At 37.6% G+C, this 16,884-nt stretch carries 16 protein-coding genes; 7 read left to right on the forward strand and 9 right to left on the reverse strand.

Translation table 11 applies throughout. The features are described from left to right. The first annotated feature begins 22 nt into the window (after positions 1-22). The 3 genes from recQ to ACQY77_RS01715 all read left to right on the forward strand — a co-directional run bounded on the left by recQ (position 23) and on the right by ACQY77_RS01715 (position 3,850). The gene (recQ, locus tag ACQY77_RS01705) at positions 23-2,212 is read left to right on the forward strand and encodes a DNA helicase RecQ (RefSeq protein WP_421942400.1); all 2,190 of its coding nucleotides are present in this window, start codon (positions 23-25) and stop codon (positions 2,210-2,212) included. Positions 2,213-2,312: 100 nt separating this feature from the next. After that, positions 2,313-3,125 carry a 3-deoxy-8-phosphooctulonate synthase gene (kdsA, locus tag ACQY77_RS01710; protein WP_421939718.1) on the forward strand — a complete coding sequence of 271 codons (813 nt, stop codon included), beginning with the start codon at positions 2,313-2,315 and terminating at the stop codon, positions 3,123-3,125. A gap of 2 nt (positions 3,126-3,127) precedes the next feature. Further along, positions 3,128-3,850, forward strand: a complete 723-nt coding sequence (locus ACQY77_RS01715; protein WP_421939717.1) for a YqjF family protein — start codon at positions 3,128-3,130, stop codon at positions 3,848-3,850. Positions 3,851-3,892: 42 nt separating this feature from the next. Here the strand turns inward: ACQY77_RS01715 and ACQY77_RS01720 are convergent, their stop codons facing one another. Genes ACQY77_RS01720 through ACQY77_RS01730 form a run of 3 tightly spaced genes read right to left on the reverse strand, consistent with a single transcriptional unit; the run spans position 3,893 to position 6,734 of the window. Then, on the reverse strand, positions 3,893-4,183 hold the full coding sequence (locus ACQY77_RS01720) for a hypothetical protein (protein ID WP_421939716.1): 291 nt from the start codon (positions 4,181-4,183) through the stop codon (positions 3,893-3,895). 3 nt (positions 4,184-4,186) lie between these two features. Next, entirely contained in the window at positions 4,187-6,073 is a 1,887-nt protein-coding gene (locus ACQY77_RS01725; protein ID WP_421939715.1) for an OmpA family protein, read from the reverse strand. A 37-nt stretch (positions 6,074-6,110) separates the two neighbouring features. Beyond that, positions 6,111-6,734, reverse strand: a complete 624-nt coding sequence (locus ACQY77_RS01730; RefSeq protein WP_421939714.1) for a 7-carboxy-7-deazaguanine synthase QueE — start codon at positions 6,732-6,734, stop codon at positions 6,111-6,113. A 106-nt stretch (positions 6,735-6,840) separates the two neighbouring features. On the opposite strand from ACQY77_RS01730, the gene ACQY77_RS01735 reads away from it, so the two are divergent. Next, positions 6,841-7,176 (forward strand): Rieske (2Fe-2S) protein, encoded by a 336-nt coding sequence (locus tag ACQY77_RS01735; RefSeq protein WP_421939713.1) that lies wholly within the window; start codon positions 6,841-6,843, stop codon positions 7,174-7,176. A gap of 4 nt (positions 7,177-7,180) precedes the next feature. On the opposite strand, the gene ACQY77_RS01740 is transcribed toward ACQY77_RS01735, so the two are convergent. From ACQY77_RS01740 to ACQY77_RS01765, 6 genes are all read right to left on the reverse strand, one after another. After that, positions 7,181-7,603, reverse strand: a complete 423-nt coding sequence (locus ACQY77_RS01740) for a type II toxin-antitoxin system VapC family toxin (RefSeq protein WP_421939712.1) — start codon at positions 7,601-7,603, stop codon at positions 7,181-7,183. Beyond that, positions 7,603-7,863 (reverse strand): DUF6364 family protein, encoded by a 261-nt coding sequence (locus tag ACQY77_RS01745; RefSeq protein WP_421939711.1) that lies wholly within the window; start codon positions 7,861-7,863, stop codon positions 7,603-7,605. The genes ACQY77_RS01740 and ACQY77_RS01745 overlap by 1 nt, the downstream gene beginning before the upstream one ends. Positions 7,864-7,963: 100 nt before the next feature. After that, on the reverse strand, positions 7,964-8,845 hold the full coding sequence (locus ACQY77_RS01750) for a bifunctional 5,10-methylenetetrahydrofolate dehydrogenase/5,10-methenyltetrahydrofolate cyclohydrolase (RefSeq protein WP_421939710.1): 882 nt from the start codon (positions 8,843-8,845) through the stop codon (positions 7,964-7,966). 78 nt (positions 8,846-8,923) lie between these two features. After that, complete coding sequence (gene lepA, locus ACQY77_RS01755) at positions 8,924-10,711, reverse strand: translation elongation factor 4 (RefSeq protein ID WP_421939709.1); 1,788 nt, start codon at positions 10,709-10,711, stop codon at positions 8,924-8,926. Between the two features lie 212 nt (positions 10,712-10,923). After that, the gene (locus tag ACQY77_RS01760) at positions 10,924-12,348 is read right to left on the reverse strand and encodes an MATE family efflux transporter (RefSeq protein ID WP_421939708.1); all 1,425 of its coding nucleotides are present in this window, start codon (positions 12,346-12,348) and stop codon (positions 10,924-10,926) included. 228 nt (positions 12,349-12,576) lie between these two features. After that, on the reverse strand, positions 12,577-12,996 hold the full coding sequence (locus ACQY77_RS01765; protein ID WP_421939707.1) for an acyl-CoA thioesterase: 420 nt from the start codon (positions 12,994-12,996) through the stop codon (positions 12,577-12,579). 491 nt (positions 12,997-13,487) lie between these two features. Between ACQY77_RS01765 and rpsO the strand changes: the two genes are divergently transcribed. From rpsO to rpe, 3 genes are all read left to right on the forward strand, one after another. Next, complete coding sequence (rpsO, locus tag ACQY77_RS01770) at positions 13,488-13,772, forward strand: 30S ribosomal protein S15 (protein ID WP_029285581.1); 285 nt, start codon at positions 13,488-13,490, stop codon at positions 13,770-13,772. 177 nt (positions 13,773-13,949) lie between these two features. Next, a complete protein-coding gene (pnp, locus tag ACQY77_RS01775) occupies positions 13,950-16,085 on the forward strand; it encodes a polyribonucleotide nucleotidyltransferase (RefSeq protein WP_421939706.1) in 2,136 nt (711 codons plus the stop codon). A gap of 120 nt (positions 16,086-16,205) precedes the next feature. Continuing rightward, on the forward strand, positions 16,206-16,877 hold the full coding sequence (gene rpe / locus ACQY77_RS01780) for a ribulose-phosphate 3-epimerase (protein ID WP_421939705.1): 672 nt from the start codon (positions 16,206-16,208) through the stop codon (positions 16,875-16,877). Positions 16,878-16,884 lie beyond the last annotated feature (7 nt).

Here is a 16,884-nt window from a genome sequence, read left to right on the forward strand (position 1 = left end):
ATCGCATATTTTATTACACAAAATGGACGTGAAAAAGTCGTTATTTGATAACCTGCAAAATTTCTTCGGGTTTGATAATTTCAAAGGTGATCAGGAGTCGATCATTACAAATATTTTAGAAGGCAATAATACATTTGTAATTATGCCAACGGGCGGGGGGAAGTCTATTTGCTACCAGCTGCCTGCATTAATGAGTGAAGGAACAGCAATTGTAATCTCGCCCTTAATTGCTTTAATGAAAAACCAGGTGGATCAGCTAAGAGCATTTGGTGGAAATGACAGCATAGCACATTTTCTAAATTCTTCGCTTAACAAATCGGAAATTACACAGGTTAAAACCGATCTTTTAAGCGGACAAACTAAATTGCTTTATGTAGCGCCAGAATCACTGGCAAAACAAGACAATATCGATTTCCTGAATCTGATCAAAATTTCTTTTGTTGCCGTAGACGAGGCGCATTGTATTTCGGAATGGGGACATGATTTCAGGCCAGAATACCGAAAAATAAGACAAGTAATCGGCGGCTTGGGTAATAATATTCCGATTATTGCATTAACCGCTACCGCAACGCCTAAAGTTCAGCAAGATATCATTAAAAATCTGGGCATGAGCGATGCAACTTTGTTTAAATCATCATTTAACCGTCCAAACTTATTTTATGAAATCCGCCCTAAAAGGGATATCACCAAGGAAATCATTAAATACATTAAGTCCAACACTGGTAAATCTGGAATTATTTATTGCTTAAGCAGGAAGAAAGTAGAAGAGGTGGCCGAAACCTTAAACCTCAACGGCATTAAAGCACTTCCGTACCATGCCGGATTAGACCCCAAAGTGAGGGCCGATACCCAGGATAAATTTCTGATGGAAGATGCTGAAGTTATTGTGGCTACAATCGCATTCGGAATGGGTATTGATAAACCCGATGTTCGTTTTGTCATCCACCATGACGTTCCAAAAAGTATGGAAGGATATTACCAGGAAACCGGACGTGCAGGTAGAGATGGTGGTGAAGGTGTTTGCATTGCTTTTTACTCTCAAAAGGATGTAGATAAATTAGCGAAATTTATGAAAGATAAGCCTGTTTCAGAACGCGAGATAGGCACTCAGATATTAAAGGAAGTAATAGATTATGCCGAATCTGCGGTTTGCAGACGTAAGCAGATCTTACATTACTTTGGAGAGAATTTTAATGAAACAGGTTGCAACTGCATGTGCGACAATTGCAAAAAAACTAAGAAACAATTTGATGCAGAAGAGCAGTTGTCTACGCTATTAAAATTTGTTGATAAAACTGGAGAGAAGTTTGACGATGCTCATTTACTCAACGTTTTCTTAGGACTGGAGACTGCACAAACCATCGCTTATGAGCACAGTAAAGTACCAGAATTTGGTGCCGGCAAACAAGATGGTGAACTGATGTGGAAGTCGATCCTGCGCCAGGCCGTACTAAACAATTTCTTTTTTAAAGATATAGACAACTACGGTTTGTTAAAGCTTACCAAACAGGGAAAAGACTTTATTACCAATCCTTATAGCTTAAAATTCGTGCTAAATGAGCCAATTGAATCTGGTGCTGATGAAGATGATGATGATGTGAAGCAGGGGCCAGGTGCATTAGATACCCAGCTTTTACAATTACTTAAAGACTTACGGAAGAAAATTGCTAAACAAAAGAATGTTCCGCCTTTTGTAGTATTTCAAGATCCATCATTGGAAGAAATGTGTACCCACTATCCGATTTCGATGGAAGAGCTTCGTCAGATATCAGGAGTAGGTTCTGGAAAAGCAATGAAGTTTGGAGGTCCATTTATTGAGCTGATTAAGAAATATGTAGAGGATAACGATATTGAGCGCCCTATCGATTTAATTATCAAAACGCAGGCGAACAAATCTCAAATGAAAGTATCTATTATTCAAAATATTGATAGACAAATTGGTCTCGAAGATATAGCAGATTCCAAAGGCATCACTTATGAGGAGATTCTTAAAGAAGTGGAGTCAATTGTTAACTCCGGAACAAAACTCAATTTGAACTATTTTATCGACGAAGTAATAGATGATGACCGACAAGACGAGGTATTTGACTATTTCAGGGCTGCTGAAAGCGATTCTATAGACGATGCGCTGAACGAGCTTGGGGAAACCGACTATACCCGTGAAGAAATCCAGTTGATGAGAATTAAATTCATGTCAGAACTAGGAAACTAGCTAAAATGTAAGTTGATAAGCAAATAGCATCAGTTTTAAATGCTGATATGATTTGCAATTCCATCTTACATTTTTTTACAAATTTTACGCACATACCTAAATGCTTAACTACTTAGATAAATTAAAAAATACAGATTCGGGCAATTTCTTTTTAATGGCTGGACCTTGCGCAATTGAGGGTGAGGAAATCGCAATGAGAATTGCAGAAAAAATTGTTAAAATTACCGATAAACTTCAAATTCCCTACATTTTTAAAGGTTCATATAGGAAAGCCAACAGGAGCAAAGGCAGTTCATTTACTGGTATCGGTGATGAAAAAGCACTAAAAATTTTAGAAAAAGTGGCTAAAGAATTTGGCGTACCAACTGTAACCGACATACATGAAAGTGCAGAAGCTGCAATGGCTGCTGCCTACGTTGATGTTTTGCAGATTCCTGCGTTCTTATGCAGACAAACAGATCTTTTAATCGCTGCTGCCCACACCGGTAAGGTAGTGAATGTAAAAAAAGGACAATTCTTATCTGCAGGATCGATGAAATTTGCTGTGGAAAAAATCCAGGAGGCTGGTAATAACAAAGTAATCTTAACGGATAGGGGAAACACCTTTGGTTATCAGGATTTAATCGTTGACTATCGTGGATTACCTGAAATGCAAAGCTTTGGCGTTCCAGTAGTAATGGATTGTACACACTCACTTCAACAACCCAATCAAAGCAGTGGTGTTACGGGAGGAAAACCAGAGTTAATTTCAACCATTGCGAAAGCTGCCATTGCCGTTGGCGCAGATGGTTTATTTATTGAAACTCATCCTGATCCTGCTAACGCCAAATCTGATGGAGCCAATATGTTGCACCTGGATTTGCTGGAAGAAACTTTAAGCAGACTGATCAAAATCAGACAGGCAATCCTTTAATTTTGAGTAAACCAGTAACCTTTCTCTCAGCCGAATGGCGTAAACTGGCATTTGCTAATTATGCTGTTGATAAGGAAATTTTAATGGAATATTTGCCTCCACATACCGAATTGGATGATTGGAAGGGCAAATATTTTGTTAGTTTGGTGGGCTTCATGTTTGTTGATGTGAGATTGAAAGGTCTCAGCATTCCTTTTCATACCAGTTTTGAAGAGGTAAATCTTCGGTTTTATGTTAAGTTCAAAGAAAATGAAATTTGGAAAAGAGGTGTGGTTTTTATAAAAGAATTTGTTCCAAAACCTGCCATTACATTTGTAGCCAACACCTTATACAAGGAGAATTACCAAACTTTACCCATGAAACATGCCTGGTTTGAGCAGACTCATCAAATTGAGGTCGATTATATATGGAAAAATGAAGATTGGAACAAATTTTCAATTACAGCCTCATTGCCAGCCAGGGAAATTGAGGTCGGGAGTGAAGAAGAGTTTATTACTGAACATTACTGGGGATACACTAAAATTAAGAATCAGGTAACTTCAGAATATGGTGTAGAGCATCCGCGTTGGCAAATTTATCCCCTAAAGGATTTTAAAATAGACGTAGATTTTGAACAGAACTATGGAAGCGAATTTGCGTTTCTAAACCATAACCAGCCAGATTCTGTTATGTTAGCAGACGGTTCTGAAATCATGGTATTAAAGGGAAAGAGAATTACCAGATAATGAGCAGATTCTTTATCAGAATGATTAACTGAAAGAGATTCTCTATTTCTTTTTATCCCGGGATATTTTTAAAACATTTTTAATGTGGCGGGCAATCTTCATGCTGTTTCTATCTGCACCTGTTTCTATGCACCGCCTAACACTACCACCACACTTAGCGCATTTGCCTTTTAAAATAATATCATTAGTGTTATCCAGGTAAGATTTATAGTCAACAATCGTTGTTGTATCTTCGCAGGTACCACAGTAGCAATTAGCAAGAATCATATCCAGATACTGATAATCGCCAGACATAATCAACGCTATATCAAAATCCTCAATCTCAATTTCCATAGATTAAATTTTAGTAATTACAAATGAAGTCCGGCGATTGTTTTTTCTACCCAGCTCAGTCTTATTATCAGCCATAGGCTTGCTTGCACCAAACCCTTTAAAGGTTAAACGATTTGCTGGAATCTCATGTTTAATTAAATATTCATATACAGCATTAGCGCGATTAAATGATAATTTTTCATTGAGCTTATTATCACCAATATTGTCTGTATGACCTTGAATTTCAATCGCCACCTTTTCGTTCTCATTTAAAAAATTAATTAACAGTTCCAATTCCCTTATTGAAGCAGGGAGAAGATTGTATTTATTAGTATCGAAAAAGATATTCTTCAAGGTAACATTAGCGCCACTTTTAATTTTATCCATGGTAACCTCAATCTGGTAAGGCTTGTTAATATCTCCGGTTTTAGGCTCAAAGTTTTCAGAGTAAAATAAATAGCCTTCAGCATTCACATTAAACAGGTAGTTGCTGCCAACGGGCATTACAGCCAAAAACTCTCCGGTTTCTGCATCAGTATAATCATCAAATACAGTCTTATTAGTCTTTAAATCAACCACCTGAACATTGCTTTCTATAGTTTTCTTGGTTTCCCGATCCCTAACAGTGCCTTTCACATAAGTTACTTTCAGAGGCTTCACATCTGCAGGAATTCCAAAGCTGTAGATATCCTGCTTGCCTAAACCTCCATTTAGATTGCTTGAAAAGAAACCCAAATTCCCGTCAGCACTCACAATTAAACCGCTTTCATCTTCAAAAGAATTAATGGGATATCCAATATTAACAGGTTTTTGCCATTTACCAGATTCATCCATTCGGCTATAATAAATATCCTTATTTCCAAATCCTGGCCAACCATTCGAGGCAAAGTAAAGCGTTTTTCCATCTGCATGAAGAAAGGGAGTATTTTCATCATAAGCAGTATTGATTTCCGGTCCTAAATTAATCGCAGGTCCCCATTTAGCATCGTCTGTAATGGTGCTTTTCCAAATATCATAACCACCTGATCCCCCGGGGCGATTGCTGATAAAATATAGTGTTCTGCCATCAGGGCTAATTGTAGGCTGTGATTCCCAAAATTCTGAGTTAACCGGAGCGCCAACGTTATAGGGTTCACCCCAATCATTTCCTTCCCGGTGAGATACATATATATCGCATCTTCCCATTCCGTCTGGGCGATTACAACCCGTAAAAAAGAGATACTTACCATCCGGAGAAATGGTTTGAGCACCTTCATTATAACGAATGGTGTTTATTTTGGTAGAAAGTGGAACAGCCGTAGTCCAGGTGTTATCCTTAAAATGCGACATCCAAAAATCTTCATTTTCATTAATTTGACGGGTGAAAATCAAGGTCTCACCATCAGCTGTTAGTGCTGGAAAGTATTCTGCATCTGTTGTATTTACACCAGAGCCTAAATTTTGCGGTGTATATTTAACCGTCTTTTTTATTGCTTCACTGGCAAAATCGCAATCCAGAAGATATTTCTTCGCCCGATTTGCCCTATCGGAAGACCTGTCTGCTGTTAAAAAATCCTGGAAATCTTGCTTTGCTAACAGATACTCTCCTGAAGCAAATTCAGTTTCCGCTAAATAGTATTTAACAAGCGGTTTTACATTTGAATTGATATCGGTTGCTTTTTTATAGGCTTGCCTGGCTAAAGAATATTTCTTCTGCAAACGATTAGCATCACCTAATAAAATAAAAGCATCCTGAAAATTTGGATCGGCACTTGTAGCTTCAGCTAAAGCTGCAGAAGCACCTACATAATCTTCTTTTTGAATTAAGAGATTCGCCTTCTCAAATAAATTCTGTGCTTTTCTGTTCGATGATCCTTGTCCGAAGCTGAACAGCGAAAAGCTGATCAATAAAAAGATTAAGCAATACTTCATTACATTAGCATGGGTTATACAAGCTAATGTAAACTATTTAGGGAATATTTAAAAACTTATGTGTTTGCAACGAAATTTCCCATTTTGGATTAGCCATTACGTAATCAATAATCATTGGGGTAATTTCTTTAGATTTAGACCACTCGGGTTGAAGATATAGCTTACAGGTAGGAGATACCATTGCAGCATACTCTTCTGCCCATTTGAAATCACTCTTGTTAAAAACAATCACTTTCAATTCATTGGCAAAAGGAGTGATGTCTGGTCGCGGAGCTTTAAACTTCTTTGGGGAAAGACAAATCCAGTCCCAATGCCCCGAAAGGGGGTAAGCGCCGGAGGTTTCAATGAAAGTTAAAATACCACGATTCTTTAACTGCTGTGTTAAGTAATCGAGGTTATAGATAAGTGGCTCACCACCAGTAATTACTACAGCTTTTCCCGGATATTGGTCTGCATTTGTAACGATAACATCTGCAGGAGTTAATGGGTGCATCTCTGCATCCCAGCTTTCCTTTACATCGCACCAGTGGCATCCTACATCACATCCGCCCAGGCGAATAAAGTATGCTGCCTTACCTGTATTAAATCCTTCACCTTGAATAGTATAGAACTCTTCCATTAATGGAAGTAATGTGCCGTCTTCTGGAATCTGCTGTTTCATTTTTGAGGTTGCAAATATCCTAAAAAAATATGGTCTAAACGCCTATGAGTTAGAAATTAATGTAAAGATGAAATAAGACTGATATTTAATTGTGTAATTTTGGTTTATGCGATGGCTCAAAGTTCTAAATAAAGCACAATTACCCATAACTGATTCAATTAAAACAGTTAAAATTGACAGCAAACAAATTTGTATCATCAATGATGGCAATCAAATTTACGCCACTCAAGCTTTCTGTCCGCATGCTGGTGGTCATTTTGATGGAGGTTGGTGCAAAAAGGGTAATTTGGTTTGTCCAATACATCGTTATGAATACGATTTAAAAACAGGGAGAGGCGCAGAAGGGCAAGGCGACTACATCGATGTTTATCCAATCGAGATAAAAGATGATGGCTTATATATAGGATTTAAGGAGAGTTGGTGGACTAAACTTTGGAATTAGAAATTTAATTCAACAGGTGGCGGTCAAAAAAATCTTTACAACTCAGTACTTCAATGGATGAAAAATAGAAATCATCGGTATCTTCAGTGATAATACAGGTACACCCACTGGCAAGTGCTGCAAAATATTCTAAACCATCTTCAAAATCATTGATCCGCTTATCACCTAATGTTGAAATAACTCCTTCTGCAGTATTTTCAGCAATTTTAATGTGCTGACAAAGTATATTTATTTTATGCTTGGCAAGGTTTGTACCGTGCTTTTTCTCCGAAAAGTAGAAGGCGATTGCCAGACAAAGAGGTGTAGTATATACCTCAAATGCTGGTTGACTCGCCAGGCTGAGAATTCGGGACGAATAGCTGAACATGGGATATTCTTTATTGAGCACAGAAACCAGCACATTGGCATCCAGGAAAATTTTCTTCATTATTTCTTGTTGGAAAAGAAATCTTCTTTGGATGATTTTCTGGATGACGGTGGTGTTTTCTTATATTCTATTTCCCCTTCAGAGATCATTCGAACCCAATCGGAGATTGGAAAATCTTCGAGAGAAGGGTATGGTTTAGCGGTAACCTGGGTAAGTAGATGTTCGATAAGACGAGACAAACTGATATTTTGTTCGGCCGCATATTTTTTCGCTCTTTCGACTATATCCTTATCAAAGCTCAAAGTTAATTTAGCATCCATACACAAATTTAATATTTACGTATAACAATTCAAAATCATACGTAAATAAAAAAGCGAATCAACAGATTCGCCTTCAATGAGTTAATGAGATAGAATTATACTAACTATATATCTCTTTTCTGGCAGATGCCAGTGTATTTTTTAACAAGCCGACAATAGTCATTAATCCAACACCACCTGGTACAGGCGTAATGTATGATGATTTAGGTGCTACGTTGTCAAAATCAACATCACCAAATAGTTTAAAGCCAGATTTAGTTTCCGTTGAGGTTTCACGATTGATGCCAACATCAATAATGATAGCGCCAGGTTTAACCATATCTGCAGTTACAAAATTCTTCTTGCCAATTGCTGCAACAATAATATCCGCCTGTAAAACCTGCTCTTTTAAATCTTTGGTTCTGGAGTGGGTAAGGGTTACCGTACAGTTACCGGGATTAGCATTTCGAGCCATTAAAATACTCATAGGACTACCCACAATGTTACTTCTTCCAACTACTACACAATGCTTTCCTGTGGTATCGATATTGTACTCTTGCAACATCAATAATATCCCGTAAGGAGTTGCCGGAATGAAACAAGGTAAATTGCGCATCATACGGCCAAGGTTAACCGGATGAAAACCATCTACATCTTTACGATAATCAATTTTCTCTGTTACTTTTTCAGGATCAATATGCTTTGGAAGTGGCAATTGAACAATTAAACCATCTACATCAGCATCCTGATTTATTTCTTCGATTTTAGCAAGTAACTCCGCCTCCGTAACTGAATTATCATACCTGTGAAGCGAAGACTTAAAACCTACTTTTTCGCAGTTTTTCATCTTGCTGGCCACATAGGTTTCACTACCACCGTCATTTCCAACTAATATGGCTACTAAATGTGGTTTTCTACCGGTTTGGTTTAAAAAATCTGCTGCTTCTTCAGCAATCTGAACTTTAACTTTTTCTGATACGTATTTACCGTCTAATAATTTCATTTTTAAGTATCGAGTATCAAGTAATAAGTATCAAGTGCAACGGTCTTGCTACTTGATACTCAAATCTTGTGTCTATAATTAATCTAATTTCAAAACTGCCATAAATGCTGTCTGCGGAATTTCTACATTTCCTACCTGACGCATGCGTTTTTTACCTTTTTTCTGTTTTTCCAATAACTTACGCTTACGGGAGATATCACCACCATAACATTTGGCCGTTACATCTTTCCTTAAAGCGCTGAGTGTTTCACGGGCAATAACTTTAGCACCGATAGAAGCCTGGATTTTAATTTCAAATTGTTGACGAGGGATCAGTTCTTTTAATTTCTCACAGATTTTCTTTCCGAAATCGTAAGCATTACTGCGGTGAATCAATGAAGATAAAGCATCAACCGGCTCATCATTTATTAACATATCTAAACGAACCAGATCCGATTTACGGTAACCAACCTGATGATAATCGAAAGATGCGTAGCCTTTTGAAATCGTTTTCAATTTATCGTAAAAATCAAATACAATTTCGCCCATCGGCATTTCAAAAACCAACTCAACTCTATCAGATGTTAAATATGATTGATTTACAATTGTTCCTCTTTTCTGAATACAGAGTGACATTACAGGTCCAACAAAATCAGCTTTGGTAATAATGTTAGCTTTAATAAATGGTTCCTCAACAGAATCTAACTTACTTGGATCAGGTAAATCAGATGGATTATTTACAAAAATTTCATCGCCTTTAGTCGTATAAGCAATATATGATACGTTGGGAACGGTAGTAATTACCGTCATGTCGAACTCACGCTCTAAACGTTCCTGGATAATCTCCATGTGCAGCATACCTAAGAATCCGCAACGGAAACCAAAGCCTAATGCAGCAGAACTTTCTGGCTCAAAAACGATAGATGCATCATTCAACTGCAGCTTATGCATGGCTTCGCGAAGTTCTTCAAACTCATCGGTATCAACAGGATAAATACCAGCGAAAACCATTGGTTTCACCTCTTCAAATCCTTGAATTGCATCTAATGATGGTCTGGCAGTGGTTGTAATCGTATCACCAACTTTAACTTCTCTTGCTTCTTTAATTCCGGAAATAATGTAACCAACATCTCCGGTTTTAACCACATTACGCGGAGCCATATCGAGTTTTAAAATACCAACTTCGTCAGCTAAATATTCTTTCCCGGTATTGATGAACTTTACTTTATCACCTTTTTTAATCTCACCATTAACAACCTTATAGTAAGCAATAATCCCTCTGAAAGAATTAAAAACTGAATCAAAAATCAATGCTTGTAAAGGTGCTTCAGGATCGCCAACAGGAGCAGGAACACGATCTACAATTGCCTGAATGATATCAGGAATTCCCATTCCGGTTTTACCTGAGGCAGGAATAATATCTTCACGCTTGCAACCAATCAAATCAATAATCTGGTCTTTTACTTCTTCTGGCATTGCACCAGGTAAATCCATTTTATTTAAAATGGGAATAATTTCAAGATCGTGCTCTAAAGCCAGATACAAGTTCGAAATGGTCTGTGCTTGAATCCCTTGCGAGGCATCAACAATAAGTAAAGCCCCCTCACAAGCCGCGATTGAACGCGAAACTTCATAAGAAAAATCTACGTGCCCTGGTGTATCAATTAAGTTAAAATTATACTCAATATCACCAACTTTGTAGTTCATTTGTATGGCATGACTTTTAATAGTAATGCCTCTCTCACGCTCCAAATCCATATTATCGAGTAATTGCGCCTGCGCTTCACGCTGCGAAATTGTCGCGGTATATTCTAATAACCTATCAGCCAAAGTACTTTTACCATGGTCAATATGTGCAATAATGCAAAAATTACGTATATGCTTCATCTTTGCGCAAAGATATGTTTTTTAAGGTAAATAAATAAGTGCTCTGAGAGTAAAACGGAAGATCGAAATTTATATCTTCTAAAAGCTCTCATGTTCATCTCCGTCAAGGGAAAGTAACGGATATAAATGTACCGGAGTGCAGCAGGCAATAATGTGTTAAAATACATCTGTATACCTATGGAAATCATTGAAATATACAGATGTGTAGTAACTTAAACCATAGTCTTCTTCCACTTACCCTTTTTAAATAATAAGTAAGCTGCGATAGCAATCCCAACCTCAGCAGTAGGAATAGCTATAAAAACACCTGTTGGCCCCATAGCTAAATATTTGGCCAGAAAGTAGGCCAGGGGAATCTGAAATAGCCAGAAAGCAAAAACATTGATCTTTGTAGGTGTCCAGGTATCACCGGCACCATTGAAGGCACTGATCAAAACCATTCCCATTCCGTAAATAACGAAACCTATACTCAGGATTTTTAATGCCTTACTGGCAATCATAATCACCTGTTCATTAGCGGTAAAGAATGCAGCAAATAAATGCCCACAGGTTAGGAACAATACACTTACTACGGCCATAAAAACAAAAGTATACTTCATGGTTTGAAAAACCGATTTTTCTGCCCTTTCTATCTGACCGGCACCCAAATTCTGGCCTACTAATGTCGCTGCCGCGTTACTCAATCCCCAGGCAGGTAATAAAAAGAACATCATCAAGCGTAATGCGGTCTGGTAACCCGCCGAGCCTTCATCACCACCTGTGGTTGCTACCAATTCAGCTAAAAATACCCAGCTGCAACTTGCAATTACAAATTGAAAAATGGCAGGTGCAGCAACTTTTACAATGGCTTTAATTTGTTCTAAATCCGGGATAAAGTGGCTGATCTTAATTTTCAATGCATTTCTGCCATTAAAGAGATTGTAAACCTGATAGCTCACACCAATCCCCCTGCCAATTGTTGTCGCAATAGCTGCCCCTGTTAAGCCAAATGCCGGAACCGGACCAAAACCATTGATAAAAATAGGGCAGAGGATAATATTGGAAATATTAGCGATCCAAAGGCTCCTCATAGCAATTGCTGCATTACCTGCGCCCCTGAAAATCCCATTGATTAAAAATAATAATACGATAATAATGCTTCCACCCATCATAATGCGAACGAAGGCCGTTCCCTGGTTGGCTGTCTCTATAGAAGCGCCCATTAACAATAATATATCCCGGGCATAAATCAAACCCAAAATACTGATCAGCAAATTAATGGCTACAGCGATTACAATGGTCTGCATACCAGCCTTAGCCGCTGCTTCCGGATTTTTTTCTCCGATTCTTCGCGCTACAACTGCAGTAGCAGCCATACTAAGGCCGATTGCCAAGGAATAAATAATGGTTAACACAGATTCTGTTAAACCAACGGTTTGTATAGCATGACTGCTATTTTCTAAATGACCGACAAAATACAAATCTACTAAGGCAAATACGGATTCCATAGCCATTTCCAACATCATTGGAATCGCTAATAAAATGATTGCGCGTTTAATACTGATTGAGGTTAAATCAACCTCATGGCCTTTTAATGACTGTACCAATACTTCAAAAAAAGAAGATAGTTTGCCCTGGGTCTTGGTGGACTGTGACATATAATAAAATAAAGTGTAATGAATAAAACAGTAGATATCCAGCATTTTGCTGATACCTTAAATAGCGTAAGAAGGAGGGGAATCCTTGGTTTTAAAACCTCAAGCGGATCGCAGATACTATCATGGTTCTGTTCGTTTTGATAGTAACAAAGATAGTTATTTTTTCAAATTGTCAAATTTTGCTGACTATTTTTTGAGCTGGCGATTAATTTTGCTAATAAAAAACAACTAAATACTATAAGCCTTAATCATTTCTTCGGTAACCTTTGTTGCTCTGCCCGTATTCAAATCAATCAAAACGTAATCAAAAATGCCATCAGATGCGACTTTACCAGTCTTTTTATTAATGATTTCGAATTGGACAGCGCATCCTTTATCATTCATGGTTAAAATCCCGGTACGGATAAGCATCAGGTCATTCATCAGTAGCGGACGTTTAAAATTGATGTCTACATGGCTTACTACCCAACCTAATCCTTGTTTGGTGAAATGTTCCCAGGGCATCCCATAAAACTTCTCCATTTGCTCGTAACGGGCGGCCAATACATAATCAAGATACTTACTGTTATGAACATGGTTAAACATGTCTATATCATCCGGACGTACCCGTAATTCACTTTCAAATATGCTATATTGATTCTTTTCCAAAGGTTAAATTGTTTACGCAAAAGTATAAAAAGAATAGCTTAAGAATTATTTTTTTGTATTTTGGATAATGGGCAGGTTAAAGCTACATGACATTAATATTCCTCGCGAGCATATTCTAGCTAAGCGTGAAAACGCATACCTCAGCTTAATTGCTTCACAACGTTTTTTCAAAATATCAGAACTTAATCAGGGCTTCAGTAGCCATAAATGGGGGGCAAACCTTTAAAAATACCACAAGGCCTGGCGATAGTGATTCGTAAGCCAAAGCTTAAAATTAACGAGATATGATTGATGTGTTTACACATGACAATCGACTTATCATCAATAGAAAAATTGCAAACCAGGCTAATGATCAAATATGTATTTTTGAAGCTAAGTGTTTAAGAAAACAAACCCCTTAAGCTTTATGCTGAATCTTTTGCTTATAAACAAAAATACCCTTATCTTTGCGCCACAATTAATTAATTTTATTGCTTTAATATTATTCAAGAATGTATTTAAGTTCAGAAAAGAAAGCCGAAATCTTTAAAACACACGGCGAAGTAGAAACCAACACTGGTTCTGCTGAAGGTCAGGTAGCGTTGTTTACATACCGTATTGCGCACTTAACGGAACACTTAAAGAAAAATCGTAAAGATTTCTCTACACAGTTGTCACTTCAAAAATTGGTAGGTAAACGCCGCGGTATTTTGGCTTACCTATACAAAAAAGATATTGAGCGCTATCGTGCTATCATCAAAGCTTTATCGCTAAGGGATATCATTAAACAAAAATAAGCGCAAACTTATCAGCGAAAGCCATTCTTCAGGGAATGGCTTTTTTAATTTTTCGATAATTATTTTCTGATAAATATTACCGAAAGCTTTTTTTACGCTATCTTGCGTTAAAACAAAAAATAAAAAACATATAACCCGATGTGTAGAAAGAGGAAAACACATCATAATTAACTTTAAATGAATGTAATAAAAAAATCGTTCGATTTGGGCGATGGAAGAATGGTAGAAATCGAAACTGGTAAATTGGCTAAACAAGCTGATGGTTCAGTAGTAGTGAAAATGGGTGATACCATGTTGTTGGCAACAGTAGTATCAACTGTAGGTGCTAAACCAGGAACAGATTTCTTACCCTTATCAGTTGACTATCAAGAAAAATATGCGGCTGCAGGCCGTATCCCAGGTGGTTTTTTACGTCGTGAAGCAAGATTATCTGATTACGAAGTATTAATCTCTCGTTTAGTAGATAGAGCGCTACGTCCATTATTCCCTGATGATTATCATGCAGATACGCAAGTAATGATCTCTTTGATCTCTGCTGATAAAAATATTATGCCTGACTGCTTAGCAGGTTTAGCAGCGTCTGCTGCATTAGCTGTTTCTGATATTCCTTTCAATGGCCCGATTTCAGAAGTACGTGTCGCAAAAATTGATGGTAAATTGGTAATCAATCCTTACCTAAGCGATTTAGAGCGTGCTACTTTAGAATTTGTTGTGGCTGGTTCTGCCAATGATATCGTAATGGTAGAAGGTGAAGCTGATGAAATTCAGGAAGAAGAAATGGTTGAAGCATTAAAATTTGCTCACGATGCCATTAAAGTACAATGTGCTGTTCAGGTTGAATTAACACAGGAAACTGGTAAAACAGTTAAACGTGAATATAACCACGAAGAGCATGACGAAGATTTAAAAGCTAAAGTTTATGCTGATACTTATGATAAGGTTTATGCAGTAGCTAAATCTGGTTCAGGAAAAGATGAGCGTTCTGCAGGTTTTACAGCCATTATCAACGAATTCTTCGAGGCAATGCCTGAAGATACTGCTGATTTGACTAAAGCCTTAGCTAAACATTATTTCCATGATGTTCAGTATGATGCAGTGCGTAACTTATTATTAAATGAAGGCATCCGTTTAGATGGTCGCTCAACTACGCAAATCCGTCCAATCTGGAGTGAAGTAGGTTATTTACCTGCAGCTCACGGTTCGGCTGTTTTTACCCGTGGTGAAACACAATCTTTAACTTCTGTTACTTTAGGTAGCAAGGATGACGAGCAAATGATCGATGGTGCATTCATCAATGGCTATCAGAAATTCTTGTTACACTATAACTTCCCAGGTTTCTCAACAGGTGAGGTTAGACCTAACAGAGGTGCTGGTCGTCGTGAAATTGGTCACGGTGCTTTAGCGATGCGTTCATTGAAAAAAGTATTACCAACGGGTGCTGAAAATCCTTATACTATCCGTGTAGTTTCTGATATTTTAGAATCAAATGGTTCTTCATCTATGGCTACAGTTTGTGCTGGTACTTTGGCACTTATGGATGCAGGTATTAAAATCAAAGCACCTGTATCAGGTATCGCAATGGGCTTAATCACCGACGAAGAAACCGGGAAATATGCAATCTTATCTGATATCTTAGGTGATGAAGATCATTTAGGTGATATGGACTTTAAAGTTACAGGTACTAAAAATGGTATTGTAGCTTGTCAGATGGACTTAAAAATCAACGGCTTATCTTACGAGGTTTTAACTAAAGCTTTAAATCAGGCAAAAGAAGGTCGTTTACACATTTTAGGCGAAATGACGAAGACAATTAGCGAGCCGAATGTAGATTACAAACCTCATGCACCACGTATCGTATCACTGGTAATTGATAAAGAGTTTATTGGTGCTGTTATCGGCCCGGGAGGTAAAATTATTCAGGAAATGCAACGTGAAACCGGTGCTTCTATTTCTATCGAAGAGGTTGACAATAAAGGTAACGTTGAAATTTTTGCAGATAACAAAGCTTCAATTGATGCAGCTGTTGCCCGTATCCGTGCAATTGTTGCTAAACCAGAAATTGGAGAAGTTTACACTGGTAAAGTAAAATCAATTATGCCTTTCGGTGCTTTCGTAGAAATTATGCCAGGTAAAGATGGTTTACTTCACATTTCTGAAATTGATTGGAAACGTTTGGAAACTATGGATGGTGTATTCAAAGAAGGAGATATCATCGAGGTTAAATTGTTAGATATTGACAAACAAGGTAAAATGAAGCTTTCACGTAAAGTATTATTACCTAGACCAGAAAAACCGGCTGCTCCACAGGCATAGTCGTTAAATATTTAAAGTAAAGGGTTGGTTACAAAAATAACCAGCCCTTTCTTTTGTAACAGCCTTTTCATCATTTGTAAAGGCTTTTCCTTTTTTAAGTCGATTTGTTATCTTTATAGGATGAATTACATAATAGCACCTTCCATTTTATCAGCTGATTTCGGCAATTTACAACGTGATATAGAAATGATTAATCAAAGTGAAGCGGATTGGTTTCACATTGATGTAATGGATGGTGTTTTTGTGCCCAATATTTCCTTTGGCTTTCCGGTGATGTCTGCTGTAAAAAAGCATGCAAAGAAAACCCTGGATGTTCATTTAATGATCGTTGAACCGGATAAATATATTGAGGCCTTTGCGAAAGCAGGAGCAGATCGCATAACTGTGCATTATGAAGCTTGCACCCATTTGCACAGAACAATCGAAAATATCAAGGCTAATGGCTGCAAAGCTGGCGTTGCTTTGAACCCCCATACACCTGTAGCACTTTTACAGGATGTGATTGAGGATTTGGACCTTGTGTTGATTATGTCGGTAAATCCAGGTTTTGGAGGACAAAAATTCATTCACAATACTTATAAAAAAATTCAGGATCTAAAAGCTTTAATTCAGGGCAAAAATGAAGATTTGGTAATTGAAGTAGATGGGGGTGTTGGTTTGCAAAATATTGCTACATTAGTATCAGCTGGAGCCAATGCTTTTGTTGCAGGCAATGCCATATTTGCCGCAGAAAATCCAACAGAAATGATTTCTAAAATGAAAAGCATGACCACCAGCGCTATACACATTTAGTTCGCTC

Origin of the sequence: Pedobacter sp., from assembly GCF_965279535.1 — a bacterium.
Classification (GTDB): domain Bacteria; phylum Bacteroidota; class Bacteroidia; order Sphingobacteriales; family Sphingobacteriaceae; genus Pedobacter.